The sequence below is a fragment of the Streptomyces sp. AMJ-169 genome (assembly GCF_055597585.1).
Window position 1 is genome coordinate 161,937 of the sequence record NZ_JBVLTJ010000013.1, and the last position, 20,339, is coordinate 182,275.

Sequence of the window (20,339 nt, forward strand, 5' to 3'; positions counted from 1 at the left end):
GGAATAATTCAGGCTAGTCAGGGGCATGACAGAACAATCAGCGCCGCCGGTAGCGCTCCTCCACGGCGAGCGCGGCGGCCACGGCGGCCCCGAGGACGGGCACCCCGAGCGGTGCGATGAACCAGGAGGAGACGACGGCCAGCGCGATCCCGCCGACGAGGAGGAAGGACCCGGCCGGATCGAGCACGGTCCGCCGCCCGGCCCCGGCCAGCAGCGCCCGCCAGCTCGCGCCGGGCGCCCAGCGCGCCGCCGCCCGCAGCAGCGCGACCCCGGCCCCGATCAGCGCGAGCACCCCGACGGCCCCGGCGAACGCCCCGCCGGGCAGCCCGGCGCGCACGGCCCGTACGTCGACCCAGACCACGAGCACGGCCGCCCATCCGGCGCCGCCGACCACCCACCCGCCGCGCAGCGCACCCCGGAAGTCGGCGGCGAACTCCCTTACTCCGCCGCCCTGTTGAGTGGTCCGGCGGTGCAGATGGCGGGCACCGGCGGCGAGGGCGGCGGGGTAGGTGACGACGCCGAGGGAGGCGACCGCGATCCATATGCCGGTGAGCAGGCATTCGGCGAAGACGGCGAACCGCTCGGCGAACCAGGACTCCTTCACACGTACCCCGGCCATGTCAGCCCTTGAGCCCGGAGGTCGCCATGCCGTCGATGAGGTAGCGCTGGAAGGCGAGGAAGAAGGCGAGGACGGGGAGCAGGGCGACCAGGGACATGGCGATCATGCCGCCGTAGTCGGCGACGCCCTCCTGGTCGACGAACATCTTCAGGCCGAGGGAGACGGTGTACTTGTCGGGCTCGTTGAGGTAGATCAGCGGGCCCATGAAGTCGTTCCAGGAGTTGATGAAGGTGAAGATCGCGCTGGTGATGAGGGCCGGGCGGCACAGCGGCAGCACGATCGACCAGTAGATCCGCAGATGTCCGCAGCCGTCGAGGCGGGCGGCCTCGTCGAGTTCCTTGGGCAGGTTGCGCATGAACTGGACCATGAGGAAGACGAAGAAGGCTTCCGTGGCGAGGTACTTGCCGAGCAGCAGCGGCACGTAGGTGTTGATGAGGTCCATGTTGCGGAAGAGCACGTACTGCGGGATGAGCAGGACGTGGTACGGCAGCAGGAGGGTGCCGATCATCAGCGTGAAGAGCAGATTGCGGCCGGCGAAGCGGATGCGCGCGAAGGCGTAGGCGGTCAGCGAGCAGGACAGCAGGATGCCGACGACCGAACCGACCGCGAGGGTCAGGGAGTTGACGAAGAAGGTGGAGATGGGGATGTCGGCGATGCCGTCGCTGAGCCGCTGGTAGTTGGAGACGATCGGGTCGGCCGGGAAGAGGTCGAGGCTGCCGACGATGTCCTCGCTCTTCTTGAACGAGCCGCCGACGACCCACAGCACGGGGTAGAGGATGACGGCGAGGATCGCGAGCGAGCCGAGGTGCCAGCCGAGCGATCCGGCGCGTTTGCGGCCGAGCCCGGAGGCGGGCTCACGGACCAGGGAGTCGGCGCTCATCGGGCACCCTCCGTGTCGTTCTCGTAGTGCACCCACTTCTTCTGCGACCAGAAGAGGACGGCCGTGACGAGGGCGACGGCGAGGAGCAGCAGCCAGGCCATGGCGGAGGCGAGGCCCATCCGGCTGTTCTCGAAGCCCTGCACGTACAGATAGCAGGTATAGACCATCGATCCGTCGGCAGGGCCGCAGGCGTTGCCGCCCGCGCCGCCGCCGACGATGTACGCCGAGCTGAAGATCTGGAAGGAGTGGATGGTCTCCAGCAGGACGTTGAAGAAGAGGACGGGGGAGATCATCGGCAGGGTGATGTTCCAGAATCTGCGCCAGGTCCCGGCGCCGTCGACCTCGGCGGCCTCGTACAGCTCGCGCGGGACCTGTTTGAGGCCGGCGAGGAAGATGACCATGGGGGCGCCGAACTGCCAGACGGTGAGGGCGACGAGGCTGTAGATGATCAGCTCGGGGTCACCGGTCCAGCCGCCCGCGTCGATGCCGAAGAGCCGCTGGACGCGGTCGACGACGGCGTCGTCCGAGAAGATCGCCTTCCAGACGATCGCGATGGAGACGCTGGCGCCGATCAGGGAGGGGGCGTAGAAGGCGGCGCGGTAGAAGGCCTGGCCGCGGCGCTTCTGGGCGAGGAGGAGGGCGACGCCGAGGGCGGCGAGCAGTTTGAGGGGGGTGCCGACGACGACGTACCAGAGGGTGACCTTGACCGAGTGGCGCCAGCGGGGGTCGGCGAACATCTCGGAGAAGTTGTCGAGGCCGATCCACCTGGGCGGGTCGAAGAGGTTGTAGTCGGTGAAGGCGAAGTACAGCGAGGCGACCATCGGGCCCGCGGTGAGCAGCAGGAACCCGGCGATCCAGGGGGACATGAAGAGGTAGCCGGCCAGGTTCTCGCGGCGCAGCCGGCGTCGGAGCGCGGGCGGTCTGGGGAGCTTCGCGGGCCCGCGACGGGAGCCGGCGGCCGGGCTCCGCGTCGCGGGGGCGTCGGTCATGGTGGTCCCCATCAGACGGTCAGGGCCGTCTTGGACTCGGTGAAGAACTGCTTGACGGCGTCGTCGGCCGAGCGGGTGCCGAGGGCGAGTTCCTCGGCGATGCGCAGGAACGCGGACTCGCAGATGTCGGCGCCGTTGGGGTGCGGGGTGATGGGTTCGAGGACGCCGGAGGAGACGAGGGACTCCTCGTAGGCGGCGATGGCCTTGTTGACGTCGTCGGTGGGCCGGAAGGCGTCGTACTGGGCCTGGGTGGCGGGGACGCCGCGGTCGTAGCCCATGATCTTGGCGACCTCGGGGTCGTGGACCATGAAGTCGATGAACTGGGCGACTTCCTTGGGGTGCCGGGTGCGTCTGGAGGCGCTGAGCATGAGGGAGCCGAGGTACTGGCCGGTCTTCTTGCCGTCGGTGGTGGGGATGGGGGCGAGGCGGTACTCGCTCTTGCCCTCGGAGGTGTAGCGGATGGTGAAGTTGTCCCAGGTGAACTCGCCGGCGGCGAGTTCGGCGGAGACGGCCGACTTGGGCTTGACCTGGGCGACCTTCTTGGCGTCGGCGAACTCGCCCTGTTCCAGGCCCTGTTCGGCCTTGGTCCACCAGTCCTTGAGGTCGGCTTCGGTGAAGCCGAGTCCGCCGGTGGTGAAGAACGCCTTGCCGTGCTGGCGCAGGTACAGGTCGTAGAGGTACATGACGCCGTACATGCCGGAGTCGCCCGCGCGGCCGGTCTTCTGGTGGATCTTCAGCATCGCGGCGTGGAAGTCGTCCCAGGTCCAGCCCTGTTTGGGGGTGATCCCGGCGCGGGTGTAGACGGGCTGGTCGATGACGAGGGCCATGGAGTTGGAGCCGACGGGGACGCCGAGGAGTTTGCCGTCGACCTCGCCGAAGGTGGCGAGCCCGGCGCGGAATCCGTCCATGGAGAGGTTTCCGGCCTGGACCTGGGGCTTGAGATCGAGCAGGACGTTCTTCGCGTCGTATTTCCGCAGGAATCCGATGGCGTTCTGGAAGACGTCCGGCGGATTTCCGCCGGAGGCCTGCGTATTGAACTTCTTCCAGAAGTCGCTGTACGGCTGGAAGTCCGTTTTCACCTTGATGTTCGGGTACTTCTTCTCGAAGAGCGCGATGGTCCGGTTGATTCTCTTGGCCCGGTCGTCGGCGCCCCACCAGGCGTAACGGATCGTCACCTTTCCGTCCGCCGACGAGCCGCTGCCGCCCCCGCAGCCGGTCGTGGCCGCCAGCCCGAGCGTGGCCGCCGTGGCACCGGCCGCCTTCAGGATCGTTCGCCTCTCGACATGCCTGCCAGTTCCCACGTCGGGCCCTCCTCGCAGCGTCGTTGCCGCCATGAATCGTTTCAAGAAAGCGCTTGCTGGCACAAGGTACGAGGGGGGTGAGAGGGCGTCAATGATTCGGACAGGAATTTCTCAGGCACTTGACGGGTGGGCTGAGCGGGTTTCAAGTGCCTTCTGGGCCCGGCGAGTTGACGGAACCGCAGGTGAGGGCGGCGGGTCCGGCGGGCCGAACGCACGCCCTGCGGCGGAAATCCGCCGGCGGGTTTGGCGCGGGGGCCGGGCGGTTCGTGCCGTTATTCCGTTCGTGCCGCTATTTCAGGAGAGCGGCGAGCTGGTCGGCGCGCTCGCTGATGAGCCGCATCCGCAGGGCGCGTTCGACGGGTTCGACATGGGCGTCACCGGCCGAGACCTGGCCGGGCCACTTGCGGTAGAGCAGCCCCGGCTCACCGGTGAACCAGCCGGTCGAGACGGTCGCGGCGGCGATCAGCAGACCGGTGTCGTCGGAGCCCGGCACGGCCATCCAGCCGCCGAGGGCGATGGCGAGGGAACGGCGGATGCAGAGGGTGGTGGGGTGGACGGGGAGGCGGTGGTCGTGGGTGCGCCAGTGGTCGACGACGGCCGGCCGGTGCAGCGGGCCCGGCGGCAGTACGTCGTCGAAGCCGACCGTCGTCCCGTCCGGGAGGAGGTCGAGCGCGCGGGAGGTGGCCCAGCCGATCGCGGGGTCCTGAAGTGCGGCGATGTCTCGGGCGAGGGCGCCGGGGGTGAGGACGTCGTCCTGGTCGAGGTTCTTGACCAGCGAGCCCGCGGCGCGGGAGAGGCCGAGGTTACGGGTGATGGCGACGCCGTTGTGCCGGCCGCGCTGGAAGCGGATGCGGGGGTCGTCGGCGGGCAGGATCTCCTCGGCGACTCCGGTCCGCCCGTCCTCCTGGACGATCCACTCCCAGCCCCAGCCGCCCGGCAGCTCCTGCGCGGCGAGGGACGCGTAGGCGGCGGCGAGGAAGTCGGGGCGGGGGTCGTAGATGGGGGTGATGACGGAGACGAGGCTGGTCATGACGCCCTTTCGATCCTCTGCGGACGACCGCCGGGGTGCGTCCGGGGGCTGGAACGCTTCAAGGGGCCGTTTCGCCTGGAAACGACCCCTTGATCCGGGTGGGCGATACTGGGTTCGAACCAGTGACCTCTTCGGTGTGAACGAAGCGCTCTCCCACTGAGCTAATCGCCCGGGTGCACGGAGAACATTACCCCATGTCAGAGGGTGCCTCCGACCGCCGGCCGACCCCCGCTGACCTGCTACTGGTCCTTGATGTTCCAGGGCAGTTCGAGGCCGAAGCGCCACAGGTAGATCCCGCCGAGCACGGCGATCACCGTGAGCCCGACGGCGGTGAGGACGATGTTGCGGCGGCGCACCTTGGGGTCGAGAGCGCGCTGGGCCGCCTCGGTGACCTTGCGCTTCGTCCAGCGCAGGACCAGCTGGGCCCAGACGAACTCGGTGGCCCAGACCGCCATGCCGGCGAAGATCACGACCCAGCCGGGGCCCGGCAGCGGCAGCATGATGACGCCGACGACCACGACCGCGAGGCCGATCACGAAGACGCCGACCTGCCAGCTCAGGTGCAGGGCGCGGCGCTGTTTGACGAACCGGGGCGCTTTCGAGCCGAGGCCGCGCTGAACGTCGTCCGGCTGCTGTGCCGCCTGCTTCTCCTCGGTCGCCACAGCGGCCTCGCCGGGCGCGTCACTCCCCGTATTCATACCTGAACCTTACCCGAGCGAATGGGATCACCGGAATGGTGGTACCGGGCGAACAGGTTCTCGGCCGGAAGAGTTACGTAAACACGCACAAAACACTCAGAGGGGTTTACAACGGCACCGTAGGTGGCATGTCGATTTCGCCGACGTGCGAATCCCCGAGCGCACACTGAGCGAAAGGCCCTGGCGCTTATGAACACCACGGTCAGCTGCGAGCTGCACCTGCGCCTCGTTGTGTCGAGCGAGTCCTCTCTGCCTGTCCCCGCAGGCCTGCGGTACGACACGGCCGATCCCTACGCCGTGCACGCCACCTTCCACACCGGAGCGGAGGAGACCGTCGAGTGGGTGTTCGCCCGCGACCTCCTGGCGGAGGGCCTGCACCGGCCCACCGGCACCGGTGACGTCCGCGTCTGGCCGTCGCGCAGTCACGGCCAGGGAGTCGTCTGCATCGCCCTCAGCTCCCCGGAGGGCGAAGCCCTCCTCGAGGCGCCCGCCCGGGCCCTCGAATCCTTCCTCAAGCGCACCGACGCGGCCGTGCCGCCCGGCACGGAGCACCGCCACTTCGATCTGGACCAGGAGCTGTCGCACATCCTGGCGGAGAGCTAGCGCCGGAGGAAGCCCTGGCGCCCGCCTTACGCCCGCTTCCACCGGAGCCGTCCACTCGGGGAGACGGCCCGGCAGGAGGCGGTCCAGCACCGCACACAGCACGTCGACGACGCCATACCGCGTATCCGCGCGGTATGGCGTCGTTGTGCGTACGGGCATATGTCCGGTGAGAGCGCCGCCGCCGGGCCCGGTGCCGATACCATCGGCCAGCATCGGCGGGCGCTCGCCCGTCTCCAGGGTCAGGGAGCTCAGGGAGCGAAACGTGCTGATCACCCATGACACCCGGTGTGCGCTCGATGCCGTGGTGGATCTGCTCAACACCGCACCCGAGGACGCCGCGGCGCCGGACGGGCTCGCGGACGTGGCCGCGCTGGAGGAGTTCGTGCGCGGGCACGACATCAGCGGGGTCGGGGTGCTGTCCGCGTCCGACCTCTCGGCCGTGCGGAGCGTGCGGGACCGGTTCGGGGAGGTCTTCGCCACCCCGGACGACCGGGCCGCGGCCGGGCTGATCAACAAACTCGTCGCCGCCGCCGGGACCACGCCCCAGCTGACAAACCACGACGGCTACGACTGGCACGTCCACTACTTCGCGCCGGGCGCCTCCGTCGCCGACCACCTCGCCGCCGACTGCGGGATGGCGCTGGCCTTCTTCGTCGTCGCCGGGGAACGGGAGCGGCTGCGGCGGTGTGAGGCTCCCGACTGCCGCCGGGCCTTCGTGGACCTCTCCCGCAACCGCTCCCGCCGCTACTGCGACAGCCGGACCTGCGGGAACCGGCTGCATGTGGCGGCTTACCGGGCCCGGCGGAAGGAAGGGGCGGGCTGAGGGGGCGGGCGGCGGGAGGTCGGGAGGTACGGGAGAGAGCCTGAGGTACGGAAGGTAGCCGGAGTTATTGGGGGCGGGGGTCTGTGCGGCTTCGGTCGGCTCGGCCCCGGCGCGTCGGCCCGGCTCAGGCCCTACGCGGCCCCGGCGGGTGGCGCCGGGGAACGCGTGGTGGGTCACAGCAGCAGCAGATCGTGCAGCGCCGCCATGAGCAGGAGTGACCCGATCACCGTCAGGAAGATCATCAACGGTGGCTGGGAGAGGGCGAAAAGGCATCCGCGCCGCTCGTCCTGCGGGGGTTGAGCCCGGGGGGTCCGAGGGTGCGCGGCGTCGCTCTGTGTGGTGTCCAGCATCTCGCGGCGATGATGGACCAGCTGAACGGCGCTCTGCGATCCGGACGGCTCCGGTGAGCGGAGTGCGCCGAAGTCGGTGAGGTCCCTTTCAGGGCACGATCACTTCCGCGCGGCGGGTGCGTCACTTGTGTCGTTTCGCCCCGGGTGGGGCAAGGGCTCGCGGCGCACCGGCCGCCGTCATATGCCGTGCTTCTTGAGGATGGCCTCGATGTCGCTGAAGTCCTCCGCCGCGGGGGCCGCGCTCGCGGGGCGGGTCGCGGGCGGGCGGGGCTGGGTGAGGGAGGGGGTCGAGGCGGCCGGGGCCACCGCCGCCGCGCTCTCCGCGCGGGCCGCGGCCTTGCGTTCCTTGCGCGTACCGCCCCTGCGGCGCTCGACGGAGCGGGTCAGGGCGAAGAGGCCCCAGGCGCCGCCGAGGATCGCGAAGCCGGCCCAGGCGGTGGGGCTGAACGCCGTGTGCACCACCCACTTGACCGCGCCGGTCATGACCAGGCCGAGTGGGACCAGTGCGTATGCGGCGATGCGGCTCGCCGCGAGGAAGCGTCGGCGGTAGGCGGTGACCACCGCGATGCCGAGGCCGGCCGCGGCGACGGCGGAACAGACGGTCTCGGCAATCATCCGGGCCTCCAAGGCTGGCGCCAACGTGCGGCGGCCCTGCCCGAGGCCCCCGCCTTCCCTTCCATCGTGCACCTCCCCCACCCTTCCGTGCCATGCCCCGGCCCGGACATCAGGGACATCTCCGGGTTTCCCCTGAGAGAGCCGGGGAGTATGGAGGCTTCCGAATCGGGCGGGGCCGTTCCCAATTGGGTCCGCCGCCGCCCGGCTGGAACACTGGCCCCATGAACGACTCAGCCTCCCCCGCCCCCGCCTCCCCCGTCCTCCTCGACGTGTGGTGCGAGTTGCAGTGCCCCGACTGCCGGACCGCCCTCAGTGATCTGCGGGCGCTGCGGGAGCGGTACGGGGACCGGGTGGAGCTGCGGCTGCGGCACTTCCCGCTGGAGAAGCACAAGCACGCGTTCGCCGCCGCGCAGGCCGCCGAGGAGGCTGTCGAGCAGGGCTCGGGGTGGGCCTACGTCGAGGCGGTGCTGGGGCGGGTCGAGGAGCTGGACCGGCGCGGTGAGGCGTTCCTCGTCGAGGTGGCCCGCGAACTCGGGCTGGACGCCGAGGAGTTCGAGACCGCGCTGATCGACGGGCGGCACATCCTGATCGTCGACGCGGACCAGGCCGAGGGCAAGGCGATCGGGGTGACCGGCACTCCTACGTACGTCGTCGGCGGGGAGCGGCTGGACGGCGGGAAGAGTCAGGAGGGGCTGCGGGAGCGGGTCGAGGGGGTCGTGGACGGGCTGCTGGGGGGTTGAGCCTTCTCTCCGTTCACGGCGTGAGCGGCCCTCGCGGCGTGAGCGGCCTCCCCGTTCACGGCGACGTTCACTCCGACGTTCCCGGCAGCGCCCTGGGCAGCGCTCACAGCAGCGCCTTGTACATCCGGTACTCCGTCGTCGTATAGCCCAGCGACTCGTACAGGCGTTCCGCCGGCTCGTTCCCCGTGAATACGTTCAGGCCGATCCGGTGTCGTCCTGACGCGAGGGTCTGGGTCTCCGCCGTGTGCATCAGCGTGCGGCCGTGGCCCTGGCCTCGGGAGTCCTCCGCGATCTCGATGTCCTTCACGAAAGTCCTGCCGGGCTCGAACTCCAGCCAGAGGGTGCCGACTTGGGTGGTCTCGTGGTCCAGGGCCGTGAGAGTCGTGTGCGGTGCGGGCAGGTCCCGGTCCACGAAGGCCGCTCGCTCGCGGGCCGTCCATTCTCTGATCTGCGGGTCCAGGCCCGCCCTGGAGAGGTAGCCGCGCGCGAAGCGGTCGAAGCTGCGCTCGGCGAAAGAGCGGAGTTCGGCGGTGGTGAGGGGGCGGGTCCGGCTGCCCCGGGGTGGTGCAGGGGGGTCGGTGACCAGCGTTTTCTCCAGGATGCGGCTGCCGTGGACGTATCCGAGTGCCGTGGCCAGGCGCAGGGCCGCGGTCGAGTCCGGTGGGACGTGGAGGGTGAGGGCACGGCAGCCCCAGGTCCTTGCCACCTCCTCCGCCGCCAGCGCCGCGACCGTCGCCCGGCCCCGGCCGCGGTCCGCCTCGTCGATGCGCAGTTCCTCGATGCGGGCGGCGACCGGGCCGAGGCCGGGGTGGGTGCCGAGGAGGATCGTGCCGACCGAGCGGCTGTTCACGCACACCTGGTAGCGCCGCGACAGCCGCTCGACCGGGCCTTGCTCTCGCTGAAGCGGCTCGGTGGGCCGCAGGGTGGTGGTCATCAGGAGGGTTCTACCCCTCGGCCGGGCGGCTGTACGAGCGTTGCGGCGGCGGGATTTGGGGGGCGGGATTTCGCGGGCGGGGGCAAAAGGGGCGGGCGGACGGCGAGAGGGGCGGGCCAGCGGCAAGAAGGGCAGGCCGACGGCGGGAGGGGCGGGCCGACGGCAAGAAGGGCAGGCCGGCAGCAAAAAGGGCGAGCCGGCAGCAAGGGGAGCGGGCCAGCGGCAAGAAGGGCGAGCCGACGGAGAGGGGCGGGCCGACGGCAGGGAGTGCCGCCTCCTTAAGCCCCCGCCTTCTCAAGCCTCCCGCTCCTCAAGCCCCGCCTCCTCAAGCCTCCCACCCCTTAAGCCCTCGCCTCCTCAAGCCCCCCGCTCCTCAAGCCCTCGCCTCCTCAAGCCTCCCGCCCCTCAAGCCCCCGCCTCCTCAACCCCCTCACGGATCGATATCGTCCGCCGCCCGCTCCGTGAACACCCTCATCGCCTTGGCCGCCACCGGACCCGCGAGTCCCGGCAGTTCCCGGTCGTCCACCCGGTGCACCGCCTGGACGTCCCGCAGGCTTGACGTCAGGAAGATCTCGTCGGCGTGGGTGAGGACGTCGAAGGGGAGGTCCGTCTCGCGGGCGGCCAGCCATTCCACGACCAGTTCGCGGGTGATGCCCGCGAGGCAGCCGGAGGCGAGGGGCGGGGTGTGGAGTTCTCCGTCCACCACCACGAAGACGTTCGAGCCGGTGCCCTCGCAGAGTCGGCCCACGGTGTTCGCGAACAGCGCCTCGCTCGCGCCCTGTTCGTGGGCGCGGGAGAGGGCGATCACGTTCTCGGCGTAGGACGTGGTCTTGAGGCCGGTCAGGGCGCCGCGTTCGTTGCGGACCCAGGGGACGGTGATCGTGGCGGTGGAGTCGGGGCGGCGGGTGCTCTCGCCGAGGGCCACGATCACCGTGCAGCCGCTCTCGCCACGGTCGGAGCCCAGCGGGCCCTGGCCGCCGGTGTAGGTGATGCGGAGGCGGCCGAACGGCATGGGGTTGGCGGCCAGGACGGCCGCGCAGGCCTCGCGGATCTCGGCGTGGTCGGGGGCGGGCAGGCCAAGGCCCGCGGCCGAGCGGGTCAGCCGGTCCAGGTGGCGGGTCAGCGCGAAGGGCCGCCCGTCGGTCGCCTTGACGGTCTCGAAGACGCCGTCGCCGACGGTCAGCCCGTGGTCGAGGGCGGAGACGCGGGCGGAGTCGACGTCCGTCAGACCGCCGTTGAGCCAAAGCTTCACTGGTGCCTACCTCGCAGGGTCAGAGGGGAGCGGGGCCGTGAGGGGTCACGGGTCCGCGTACGTTCTTCAGTCCTCGTACGTTCCCGACGCTACCGCCAGCAGGCGGGCCGCCTTCAGTTCGGTCTCGCGCCATTCGCCCTCGGGGTCGGAGCCCCAGGTGATGCCGGCGCCGGTGCCGAACTTCAGCCGGCCCTCCTCGATCCAGAACGTGCGGATGCCCACGGCGAGTTCGGCGGTCCCCCGGTCCGCGTCGACCCAGCCGACGGCGCCGCAGTAGGGGCCGCGCGGGACGGTCTCCAGAGCGTCGATGACCCGCAGGGCGCTGGACTTGGGGGCGCCGGTGACCGAGCCGGGCGGGAAGGCGGCCGTCAGGAGTTCGGGCCAGCCGACGTCGGGGCGCAGTTCGCCGCTGACCGTGGAGACGAGGTGGACCAGACCCGGGTGCTTCTCCAGCGCGCACAGGTCGGGGACGCGCACGCTGCCCGTCGTGCAGACGCGGCCGATGTCGTTGCGGACGAGGTCGACGATCATGACGTTCTCGGCGTAGTCCTTCTCCAGGAGGTCCGCCTCGGTGCGGCCGGTGCCCTTGATGGGGCCGGACAGGACCGCGCGGCCCGCCCGGCGCAGGAAGAGCTCCGGGGAGGCCGTGGCGATCTGGACGCCATGGCCGGGCAGGCGGATCGTGCCGGCGTAGGGGGCCGGGTTGCCGCGGGCGAGGAGGGACGTCAGGGCGTCGATGTCGGCGTCCTCGGGCAGCGGCGCGGACAGGACGCGGCAGAGGTTCGCCTGGTAGACCTCGCCGGCCGCTATGTGCTCGCGTATGCGCTCGACGCCCGCCATGTACGCGGCGCGGTCCAGGGACGACGTCCAGTCGCCCGCCGCCGGGCCGCGCCAGCCGCCCGGGGTGGGGGCGGGGACCGGTTCGCGGCGGACGTCGGCGAAGCGGGCGCAGGTCAGACGGCCCTCGTAGTCGGCGGCGACGGCCCAGAAGCCGGTGGAGTCGAGGGCCGCGGGGTCGTTCGTCACGTCCACGAGGTCGGTCGCGAGCCGGTCGCCGAAGCGGGCCAGGGGAGTCAGGCGGTGCACGTGACCGAGTGTAGGCGGGGTGTCCGACAGGGGGCCTGAGCTGGTCGGTTCGGCGACTTCGGGCCGTGGGCCGGGTCGGTGCAGGGCAGCACGCTGCGCAAACGCGTTTTTGTGCTGGCTCAGGAATCCGCTAGAGTTCAACACGTCGCCGGGACGCGCAAGCGGGCCGGGAAAGACAAGCGGACGTAGCTCAGTTGGTAGAGCGCAACCTTGCCAAGGTTGAGGTCGCGAGTTCGAGCCTCGTCGTCCGCTCGAAGGAAGAAGGGGTCTTCCCGATCCCCTACACTCCTGGTGGAGTGGCCGAGAGGCGAGGCAACGGCCTGCAAAGCCGTCTACACGGGTTCAAATCCCGTCTCCACCTCCAAGGACGATTAGCTCAGCGGGAGAGCGCTTCCCTGACACGGAAGAGGTCACTGGTTCAATCCCAGTATCGTCCACACTTCGACGAAGCCCCCGGTTCTCCCGGGGGCTTCGTGGCGTTCCGGCTCGGCTGTGGGGGCAAAAGTAAATGCCGGCGCAGCTCCCCAGCTGCGCCGGCATTTGTTGCCGTCCGCCGTACCCCCGTCCCCACGGGGTTTCATGGGTTGATGTCCCCGCCCGGACCGCTCTTCCGGGCCTGGAGTCGCCGCTCAGCGCCCCAGCATCACGCCCACGGACGACGCTTGTGCGGCCACTGTCTCCCAGCCGTCGAAGACGAGCAGGAGCAGGGCTGCCAGAGGGAGGGCCATCAGGGTCGCCACCAGGGGGTGACGACGGCCTTGGCGGCGGGATCGGGACGTTGCCCGGGGTGCCGTATAAGCCATGATCCCTCCTCTCCGAAACCGTTGGTTCTGCGCTGTTCTGCTTGGCAGCGGCGGGTGCCTGACCTCGGGGGACGAGTGCTGCACCCGCCGCTTGACCTCTAAGTTATGCGGATGGCGCGACGGGGGCGTCATGCCCTCGTACCGATTGGCGGGCCTCCCCGAGGATGAGCCGTCTTGCGCGGACTACTCCCCTGGGTGGAGAACATCTGCTACGTCTCAGGGTCTTCCCGGAAGGGGTGTCCAGTACGGGGCGTTTTTTCCGGTTCCGTTTCCCGTGACTTCGCTCACTTCCGGCGCCCTTTCGCATGCCGTCGCCCCCGCCTCGCGGCCCGTCCGACCGGCCGTCACTCCGTGCGTCCACGCCGGCTCCCCCGCCCCCGCGGCCACCTCCCCCCGCTCACCTCTCACCTCTTCAATCCCCCTGCTGCGATGGCTGGTTGAGATCACCGGCAGGCCGAAATCGTTTGGTTCGCGGGCCTCCTGACCGCCCCTCAACTCTGCCGCCCGGCACTGACAATCGATCGGCCCGAGAGGGCGTGGGCTCTGCGCGCGGGCGGCCGGGGAAACGTAAGCTGTGGCACGTCAGACGGACCGGCAGCGGGGATGAAGATGGCGATGATGCGCCTGAGGCGCGAGGACCCGCGCGTCGTCGGCTCGTTCAGGCTCCACAGACGGCTCGGCGCGGGCGGGATGGGCGTCGTCTATCTCGGCTCGGACAAGAAGGGGCAGCGGGTCGCCCTCAAGGTCATCCGGCCGGATCTTGCGGAGGACCAGGAGTTCCGCTCGCGGTTCGCGCGTGAGGTGTCCGCGGCGCGGCGGATCCGGGGCGGGTGCACGGCGCGGCTGGTCGCCGCGGATCTCGAGGCCGACCGGCCCTGGTTCGCCACCCAGTACGTGCCTGGCCCCTCCCTCCACGACAAGGTCAACGACGACGGGCCGCTGTGCGCCGCCGAGCTGGCGTCCATCGGGGCCGCGCTGTCCGAGGGGCTCGTAGCCGTCCATGAGGCGGGGGTTGTCCACCGGGACCTCAAGCCGTCCAACATCCTCCTCTCCCCCAAGGGTCCCCGGATCATCGACTTCGGGATCGCCTGGGCGACCGGGGCGTCCACGCTCACGCATGTCGGTACGGCCGTGGGGTCGCCCGGGTTCCTCGCGCCCGAGCAGGTGCGGGGGGCGGCTGTCACCCCGGCCACCGACGTGTTCTCCCTCGGGGCGACGCTCGCGTACGCCTCCACCGCCGACTCCCCCTTCGGGCACGGGAGTTCGGAGGTCATGCTGTACCGGGTGGTCCATGAGGAGCCGCATCTGAACGGGGTTCCCGACGCGCTCGCTCCGCTGATCCGGGCATGTCTCGCGAAGGATCCCGAGGAGCGGCCGAGCACGCTCGATCTTTCGCTGCGGCTCAAGGAGATCGCTGCGCGGGAGGCGCAGGGGCCGGGGGACGGGCGGGCGGCTGCGCCTGGGCCTCGGGGGGAAGGGGAGTTGCGGGGTGGGGTGCGGATCTCGGACACGTTGGGGTACACCGAGCGGACTTTGCGGCAGCAGGGGGGGCTTGGGGAGGCTGGGGGGTATGGGGGTGCTGAGGGGCGTGGTGGGTCTGGGAGCCATGGGGGCTCCGGGAGTCACGGTGGTCCTGGGAGTCATGGGGGGCCTGGGAGCCATGGGGGTTCTGGGGGATATGGAGGTCCCAGTGGGCATGGGGTCACTCCGGCGCCTCGTGGCAAGCGGCCTCCGGCGCAGTCGCGTGGGGGTGGTTCGGGGACCGGTTCAAGTGGGGCTCCGGGGGGTGGTGGGGCTTCCCGTCCGTCCCGGCCTGCGGGCAGTGGGTCTCGGCAGGCTCCCCGGGGGAACGGCAACGCCGGGCGGCCTTCGTCGACCCGGCCGCGGCCGACCGGTACGGGACGGCGTCCCGCCAACCCCCGTCTCCTGCGCCAGCGCATCTTCGTCTTCGTCGTCGTGACGCTTCTGGTCGCCCTCGGCATCGGTCTGGTACAGGCGTGCCAGGGGCCGGCTCGGGGGATCGGCGGGGGTGGGAGTGATGTGGTGCGGCGTGAGCAGCAGGATAGGCCTGGGGGAGTTGGGGGGCCGGGGGCGGGGGCGCCGGGGGTTTCGCCGGTGGGGCGGGGGTTTGGGGCTGGGAGCGGTGGGGGCGAGGAGTAGAGGCCGAGGCTGGGGGCAGCGGGGGCAGGGGTAGAGGCCGAGGCTGGGGCAGCGGAGGCGAGGAGTAGGGGGCGGGGGCGGGGCGGCTGCGCGGGGCGGTGTCTTACGTCGGCGCTCCGGCCTGTGTCGGCTTCCCGCTGACCGACTCGTCCACAACAACTCCCCCGCAGACCGAACCGTCCGCATCAACTCCCCGCAGACCGGCCCGCCTACGCCGGCTTCCCGCCGATCGGCACCTGCCACCTCAGCGCGCCGCCGACCGCACCGCACACCTCAGCACGCCCAACACCTCCGCCCGCGCCAGCTTTCTGCCGCCCCGCTCACCGCACTGCACCGCACTGCACCGCACCGCACCGCACCGCACCGCACCGCACCGCACCGCACCGCACCGAGCACTTTCCGCCCACGCCCACGTCAGCGCCAGCGTGCCGAACGCCGCCCACCCTCGTCAGCTACTGCCGCCCGGCCGCCCGCGTCAGCTTCACGCCGCACCGCACACCTCAGCACGCCCAACACCTCCCGCTCACCCCCGCGCGCCGCCCCCTCAGCTCTCCGGCCTCCCCGTAGCCACCGCGTAGAACGCCACCGCCGCCGCAGCCCCGACGTTCAGTGAGTCCACCCCATGTGACATGGGAATCCGTACCCACTCGTCCGCCGCCACCAGTGCCTGCCTCGTCAAGCCGTCCCCCTCTGCGCCCAGCATCAGGGCCACCCGTTCCATCTTGTGCGGGGCCGCCACGTCCAGGGGCTTGGCTTTTTCGTCGGGGGTCAGGGCCAGGAGGGTGAAGCCTGCTTCGCGTACTGAGTCCAGGCCTTTCGGCCAGGTTTCCAGGCGGGCGTAGGGGACGGAGAAGACCGCGCCCATCGAGACCTTGACGCTGCGGCGGTACAGGGGGTCCGCGCAGTCCGGGGACAGCAGCACCGCGTCCATGCCCAGGGCCGCCGCCGAGCGGAAGATCGCGCCGATGTTGGTGTGGTCGTTCACCGACTCCAGGATCACCACCCTGCGCGCCGACCTCAGCAGCTCCTCCGCCGTCGGCAACGGCTTGCGCTGCATCGACGCGAGGGCGCCCCGGTGGACGTGGTATCCGGTGACCTGTTCGGCGAGTTCGGGGGTCACCGCGTAGACGGGGGCGGGGAGTTCGTCGATGACGTCGCGCATGACGTCGATCCACTTGGCGGACAGGAGCATGGAGCGCATCTCGTAGCCCGCGTCCTTGGCGCGGCGGATGACTTTCTCGCCCTCGGCGATGAAGAGGCCCTCGGCGGGCTCGCGGCGGCGGCGCAGCTCGACGTCGGTCAGGCCGGTGTAGTCGCGCAGGCGGGGGTCTTCGGGGTCCTCGACGGTGATGAGATCGGCCACAGGGTGATACTGCCTTGTCCTGGGAGTCGTGCCAACGGCTGCGGGCGGGTTCTGTTACCGGCGGTTACGGCAGAGGCTCGGCACCACCCGTACGCGTCTCAGCTCCGCCGGCCCGCACCTCGGCGCCGTCAGCCTCCGCCCCCACCCCCACGACCTCCCCGATCACGATCACCGCCGGCGACTTCACCTCCCGCGCGACCACGACCTCCCCCACGTCCGCCAGCGTCGCGTCGACCCGCCGCTGACCGGCCGTCGTCCCCTCCTGGATCAGCGCGACTGGCGTCGTCCCGGACTTCCCGTGCGCCATCAGCGTCGCCGCGATCTGCCCGATCTTGCCGACGCCCATGAGGACCACCAGCGTCCCGGTCGTCTTCGCGAGCGCCGCCCAGTCGACCAGCGAGCGCTCGTCGTCCGGCGCCACATGCCCGCTGACGACCGTGAAACTCTGCGCGAGCCCCCGGTGCGTGACCGAGATCCCGGCCGCCCCCGGCACGGAGATCGAGCTGGAGATGCCGGGTACGACCGTGCAGGGGATGCCCGCCTCGGCCAGCGCCTGCACCTCCTCCATGCCCCGCCCGAAGACGTAGGGGTCGCCGCCCTTGAGCCGGACGACGGACTTGCCCTGGCGGGCGTACGTGATCAGGGCCTCGTTGATCGCCTCCTGGGCCATGAAACGGCCGTACGGAAGCTTCGCGGCGTCGATCACCTCGACGTGCGGGGGGAGTTCGGCGAGGAGGTCGCGGGGGCCGAGGTGGTCGGTGACGACGACGTCCGCCTCGGCGAGCAGCCGCCGGCCGCGGACGGTGATCAGGTCGGGGTCGCCGGGGCCGCCGCCGACGAGGGCGACGCCGGGGGTGCGGGCGCGGTGGTGGGGGGCGACGAGGGTGCCGTCGCGCAGACCGGCCACGACCGCGTCGCGGATGGCCGCCGTGCGGCGCGGGTCGCGGCCCTTGACGTCCGTGGTGAGCACGGCGACGGTGACGCCCTCGCTGTGGCCGGTGGCCGGGGTGAGGGCGGTGGCGCGGTCGGCGTCGTCGGAGCGCACGCACCACACGCGGCGCGCCTGCGCCTCCGCCGAGGCGCGGTTGTTGGCCTCGGTGTCACCGGTCGCGATCAGCGCGTACCAGGCGTCCGCGAGGTCGCCGTCCGCGTACGGCCGGCGCAGCCAGGTCAGCTCGCCCGCGTCCGCCATCGCCTCCACCGACGGGGTCGCCCCCGGGGCCACGAGCGTGATGTCCGCGCCCGCCGCGATCAGGGCCGGCAGCCGGCGCTGGGCCACCTGCCCGCCGCCGAGGACGACCACACGACGGCCGCTGAGACGGAGGCCTACGGGGTAGGCGGGGTGTTCGGCCATGACGTACGGCTCCTCGGAGGGGCAAGGGGGGACGGGCATGGGGGGGGCGGCGCTGACGTGCAGATTTTACGGGGCGGGGGATGGGGGCGCGCAGGTGGGGAGGGCGGGCCCCGCCCCCCGCGCGACGCCCGCCGCACCTCCCCTGCTTCTGCTCCCCCTACTTCTCCGTGACCCCCGCCGAATCGAACGTGGCCACCTCGTGCATCGCGCGGGCCGTGCTCTGCACCAGCGGCAGGGCCAGCAGTGCTCCGGTGCCCTCGCCGAGGCGCAGGTCCAGGTCGACCAGGGGGCGCAGGCCCAGCTTGTTCAGGGCTGCCACGTGGCCCGGTTCGGCGCTGCGGTGGCCGGCGATGCAGGCCGCCAGGACCTCGGGGGCGATCGCGCGGGCGACCAAGGCCGCCGCGCCCGCGCTGACGCCGTCGAGGATCACCGGGGTGCGCAGGGACGCGCCGCCGAGCAACAGGCCGACCATCGCGGCGTGTTCGAAGCCGCCGATCGCCGCGAGGACGCCGATCGGGTCGGCCGGGTCGGGCTGGTGGAACTCCAGGGCGCGGCGGACGACGTCCGTCTTGCGGGCCAGGGTCTCGTCGTTGATGCCGGTGCCGCGGCCCGTCACCTCCGCCGGGTCGGCGCCCGTGAACACCGAGATCAGCGCGGCCGAGGCGGTCGTGTTCGCGATGCCCATCTCGCCGGTCAGCAGCGCCTTGTTGCCGGCCGCGACCAGGTCTCGGGCGGTCTCGATGCCGACCTCTATCGCCTGCTGGGCCTCGTCGCGGGTCATCGCGGGGCCGGTCGTCATGTCGGACGTGCCGGGGCGGATCTTGCGGGGCAGCAGGCCGGGGGTGGCCGGGAGGTCGGTCGCGACGCCGACGTCGACGACGCACACCTCGGCGCCGACCTGGTTGGCGAAGGCGTTGCAGACCGCGCCGCCGCCGAGGAAGTTGGCGACCATCTGGGCCGTCACCTCCTGCGGCCAGGGGGTGACGCCCTGCGCGTGGACGCCGTGGTCGCCCGCGAAGATCGCGACGGCCGCGGGCTCCGGGATCGGCGGCGGGCACTTGCGGGACAGGCCCGACAGCTGGGCGGAGATGATCTCCAGCATGCCCAGCGCGCCGGCCGGCTTGGTCATCCGCTTCTGCCGCTCCCACGCCTCGCCGAGCGCCTTCGCGTCCAGCGGGCGGATCCCGGCGACGGTCTCGGCGAGCAGGTCGTGCGGCTGCTCGCCGGGCAGCGCGCGGCGGCCGTACGTCTCCTCGTGGACGACCCACGACAGCGGGCGGCGCTCGGCCCAGCCCGCCTGCATCAGCTCGGGCTCCTCGGGGAACTCGTCGACGTACCCGACGCACAGGTAGGCGACGACCTCCAGATGCTCGGGCAGGCCCAGCGTGCGGACCATCTCGCGCTCGTCGAAGAAGCTGACCCAGCCGACGCCGAGGCCTTCCGCGCGGGCGGCGAGCCAGAGGTTCTCGACGGCCAGCGCGGAGGAGTACGGCGCCATCTGCGGCTGGGTGTGCCGGCCGAGGGTGTGCCGGCCGCCGCGCGTGGGGTCCGCCGTGACGACGATGTTGACGGGCGTGTCGAGGATCGCCTCGATCTTGAGTTCCTTGAACTGCTTCGCCCGCCCCTTGGGCAGCGACTGCGCGTACGTGTCGCGCTGGCGCAGCGCCAGGTCGAGCATCGTGCGGCGGGTCTCGGCGGACTTGATGACGACGAAGTCCCACGGCTGCGAGTGGCCCACCGAGGGGGCGGTGTGGGCGGCCTCCAGGACGCGCAGCAGCACCTCGTGCGGGATCGGGTCGGGGCGGAAGCCGTTGCGGATGTCCCGCCGCTCGCGCATGACCTTCAGCACGGCCTCGCGTTCGGCGTCGTCGTATCCGGGGGCGGCGGGGCCGGCGTGCGGGGTGTCCTCGCGGGGGGCCGGGTCTTCGGGGCTCTGTACGAGGGCGCCGGTCTGTACGGTCTCGCTCGGTACGCCGGTCTCGCTCTGTACGCCGGTCTCGCTCTGTACGCCGGTCTCGTCGCCGGTGCGGGCCGCCGGGACCATCACCGGGACCTGTCCGCTCTCGGCCGCCGCCGCGACGACGTCCGCCACCGGCTCGGGTGCGGGCTGCTCCTCGGCGGCCTGGAGGACTTCCGGGACGGCGGGGGCAGCGGGGACTACAGCCTCGGGGGCCACATCGGCCATGACGGCCTCACCAACTTGCTCTTGTACGACCTCGGTACCGGGCAGCGCTGTGGGGGCGGGGGCCGGGGGGGAGGGTGGTTCTGGATTGGGGGCTGTGGGGGGTTGGGGGGGGTTGGGGGTTTCGGGGGTTTCGGCCATGGGGGCGGCCGGGACGGGGGTGGGCAACTGTTCGGCTTCGGGGGCCTGTTGCGGGTCCACGGCGATGGTGGGCTGCGGGGTGGGGGACTCCGGTGCCGGTGCGGTGGAGTCGGGGGCCGGGGTCGGGTCGGTGCGCTCGGACGCGGACTCGGCGGATGGGGTCGGGTCGGTGGAGGTGGGCTCGGCGGAGCCGGCGGCCAGAGGCGGCTCGCCGGACCCCGGCACGGAGTTGGACTCGGCGGACGGGGTCGGCTCGGCGGAACCAGGCTCGGCGGCCGGGGCAAGCTCAGCTTCGGGGGCCGGAGTCGGCTCGGCGGAGTCAGCCGCCGGAGGCAGTTCGCCGGACCCGGGCACGGAGTTGGACTCAGTGGCCGGGGTCGTTTCGGCGGAGCCTGGCTCGGCGGACGGGGCAACTT

The 20,339-nt window shown here is 71.5% G+C and carries 17 protein-coding genes, 4 tRNA genes and 1 pseudogene; 7 read left to right on the forward strand and 15 right to left on the reverse strand.

The window, feature by feature from the left end:
* Positions 1–37: 37 nt before the first annotated feature.
* From ACYUD3_RS29250 to ACYUD3_RS29280, 7 genes are all read right to left on the reverse strand, one after another.
* Positions 38–619, reverse strand: a complete 582-nt coding sequence (locus ACYUD3_RS29250) for a hypothetical protein (protein ID WP_470976122.1) — start codon at positions 617–619, stop codon at positions 38–40.
* A gap of 1 nt (position 620) precedes the next feature.
* The gene (locus tag ACYUD3_RS29255; protein ID WP_470976124.1) at positions 621–1,499 is read right to left on the reverse strand and encodes a carbohydrate ABC transporter permease; all 879 of its coding nucleotides are present in this window, start codon (positions 1,497–1,499) and stop codon (positions 621–623) included.
* A complete protein-coding gene (locus ACYUD3_RS29260; protein WP_470976127.1) occupies positions 1,496–2,500 on the reverse strand; it encodes a carbohydrate ABC transporter permease in 1,005 nt (334 codons plus the stop codon). Before ACYUD3_RS29260 ends, ACYUD3_RS29255 begins: the two co-directional genes overlap by 4 nt.
* On the reverse strand, positions 2,500–3,789 hold the full coding sequence (locus ACYUD3_RS29265; RefSeq protein WP_470976130.1) for an ABC transporter substrate-binding protein: 1,290 nt from the start codon (positions 3,787–3,789) through the stop codon (positions 2,500–2,502). The genes ACYUD3_RS29260 and ACYUD3_RS29265 overlap by 1 nt, the downstream gene beginning before the upstream one ends.
* A 289-nt stretch (positions 3,790–4,078) precedes the next feature.
* Complete coding sequence (locus ACYUD3_RS29270) at positions 4,079–4,819, reverse strand: glycosyltransferase (protein WP_470976133.1); 741 nt, start codon at positions 4,817–4,819, stop codon at positions 4,079–4,081.
* 99 nt (positions 4,820–4,918) lie between these two features.
* Positions 4,919–4,990 (reverse strand) — tRNA-Val (locus tag ACYUD3_RS29275).
* A 68-nt stretch (positions 4,991–5,058) separates the two neighbouring features.
* Entirely contained in the window at positions 5,059–5,517 is a 459-nt protein-coding gene (locus ACYUD3_RS29280) for a TIGR02611 family protein (protein ID WP_470976136.1), read from the reverse strand.
* A gap of 189 nt (positions 5,518–5,706) precedes the next feature.
* Between ACYUD3_RS29280 and ACYUD3_RS29285 the strand changes: the two genes are divergently transcribed.
* Both ACYUD3_RS29285 and ACYUD3_RS29290 read left to right on the forward strand, forming a co-directional pair.
* A complete protein-coding gene (locus ACYUD3_RS29285) occupies positions 5,707–6,120 on the forward strand; it encodes an SsgA family sporulation/cell division regulator (protein ID WP_004002642.1) in 414 nt (137 codons plus the stop codon).
* Positions 6,121–6,382: 262 nt separating this feature from the next.
* Positions 6,383–6,943, forward strand: a complete 561-nt coding sequence (locus ACYUD3_RS29290) for a CGNR zinc finger domain-containing protein (RefSeq protein ID WP_470976139.1) — start codon at positions 6,383–6,385, stop codon at positions 6,941–6,943.
* 173 nt (positions 6,944–7,116) lie between these two features.
* Here ACYUD3_RS29290 and ACYUD3_RS29295 read toward each other — a convergent pair whose 3' ends face one another.
* Both ACYUD3_RS29295 and ACYUD3_RS29300 read right to left on the reverse strand, forming a co-directional pair.
* Positions 7,117–7,293 carry a hypothetical protein gene (locus ACYUD3_RS29295; protein ID WP_470976142.1) on the reverse strand — a complete coding sequence of 59 codons (177 nt, stop codon included), beginning with the start codon at positions 7,291–7,293 and terminating at the stop codon, positions 7,117–7,119.
* A 177-nt stretch (positions 7,294–7,470) separates the two neighbouring features.
* Positions 7,471–7,908: a hypothetical protein gene (locus ACYUD3_RS29300; RefSeq protein ID WP_470976144.1), complete on the reverse strand. Its 438-nt coding sequence runs from the start codon at positions 7,906–7,908 to the stop codon at positions 7,471–7,473.
* A 221-nt stretch (positions 7,909–8,129) separates the two neighbouring features.
* Here ACYUD3_RS29300 and ACYUD3_RS29305 point away from each other — a divergent pair, with 221 nt between their 5' ends.
* On the forward strand, positions 8,130–8,648 hold the full coding sequence (locus tag ACYUD3_RS29305) for a DsbA family protein (protein WP_470976146.1): 519 nt from the start codon (positions 8,130–8,132) through the stop codon (positions 8,646–8,648).
* 103 nt (positions 8,649–8,751) lie between these two features.
* On the opposite strand, the gene ACYUD3_RS29310 is transcribed toward ACYUD3_RS29305, so the two are convergent.
* The 3 genes from ACYUD3_RS29310 to ACYUD3_RS29320 all read right to left on the reverse strand — a co-directional run bounded on the left by ACYUD3_RS29310 (position 8,752) and on the right by ACYUD3_RS29320 (position 11,920).
* The gene (locus ACYUD3_RS29310; RefSeq protein ID WP_470976148.1) at positions 8,752–9,582 is read right to left on the reverse strand and encodes a GNAT family N-acetyltransferase; all 831 of its coding nucleotides are present in this window, start codon (positions 9,580–9,582) and stop codon (positions 8,752–8,754) included.
* 430 nt (positions 9,583–10,012) lie between these two features.
* Positions 10,013–10,834, reverse strand: a complete 822-nt coding sequence (locus tag ACYUD3_RS29315; RefSeq protein ID WP_470976151.1) for an aminotransferase class IV — start codon at positions 10,832–10,834, stop codon at positions 10,013–10,015.
* A 66-nt stretch (positions 10,835–10,900) separates the two neighbouring features.
* Entirely contained in the window at positions 10,901–11,920 is a 1,020-nt protein-coding gene (locus ACYUD3_RS29320; RefSeq protein WP_470976153.1) for a chorismate-binding protein, read from the reverse strand.
* A 179-nt stretch (positions 11,921–12,099) separates the two neighbouring features.
* Here ACYUD3_RS29320 and ACYUD3_RS29325 point away from each other — a divergent pair.
* From ACYUD3_RS29325 to ACYUD3_RS29340, 4 genes are all read left to right on the forward strand, one after another.
* A tRNA-Gly gene (locus tag ACYUD3_RS29325) sits at positions 12,100–12,172 on the forward strand.
* 38 nt (positions 12,173–12,210) lie between these two features.
* A tRNA-Cys gene (locus tag ACYUD3_RS29330) sits at positions 12,211–12,284 on the forward strand.
* 1 nt (position 12,285) lies between these two features.
* Positions 12,286–12,357 (forward strand) — tRNA-Val (locus ACYUD3_RS29335).
* Between the two features lie 969 nt (positions 12,358–13,326).
* A complete protein-coding gene (locus ACYUD3_RS29340) occupies positions 13,327–14,883 on the forward strand; it encodes a serine/threonine-protein kinase (RefSeq protein WP_470976155.1) in 1,557 nt (518 codons plus the stop codon).
* Between the two features lie 544 nt (positions 14,884–15,427).
* On the opposite strand, the gene ACYUD3_RS29345 is transcribed toward ACYUD3_RS29340, so the two are convergent.
* From ACYUD3_RS29345 to cobT, 3 genes and pseudogenes are all read right to left on the reverse strand, one after another.
* On the reverse strand, positions 15,428–16,246 hold the full coding sequence (locus tag ACYUD3_RS29345) for a TrmH family RNA methyltransferase (RefSeq protein ID WP_470976158.1): 819 nt from the start codon (positions 16,244–16,246) through the stop codon (positions 15,428–15,430).
* 64 nt (positions 16,247–16,310) lie between these two features.
* Positions 16,311–17,600 (reverse strand): uroporphyrinogen-III C-methyltransferase, encoded by a 1,290-nt coding sequence (gene cobA / locus ACYUD3_RS29350; RefSeq protein WP_470976161.1) that lies wholly within the window; start codon positions 17,598–17,600, stop codon positions 16,311–16,313.
* A 157-nt stretch (positions 17,601–17,757) separates the two neighbouring features.
* Positions 17,758–19,491 (reverse strand): annotated as a pseudogene (cobT, locus tag ACYUD3_RS29355) (nicotinate-nucleotide--dimethylbenzimidazole phosphoribosyltransferase); the annotation flags it as partial.
* Between the last annotated feature and the right edge of the window lie 848 nt (positions 19,492–20,339).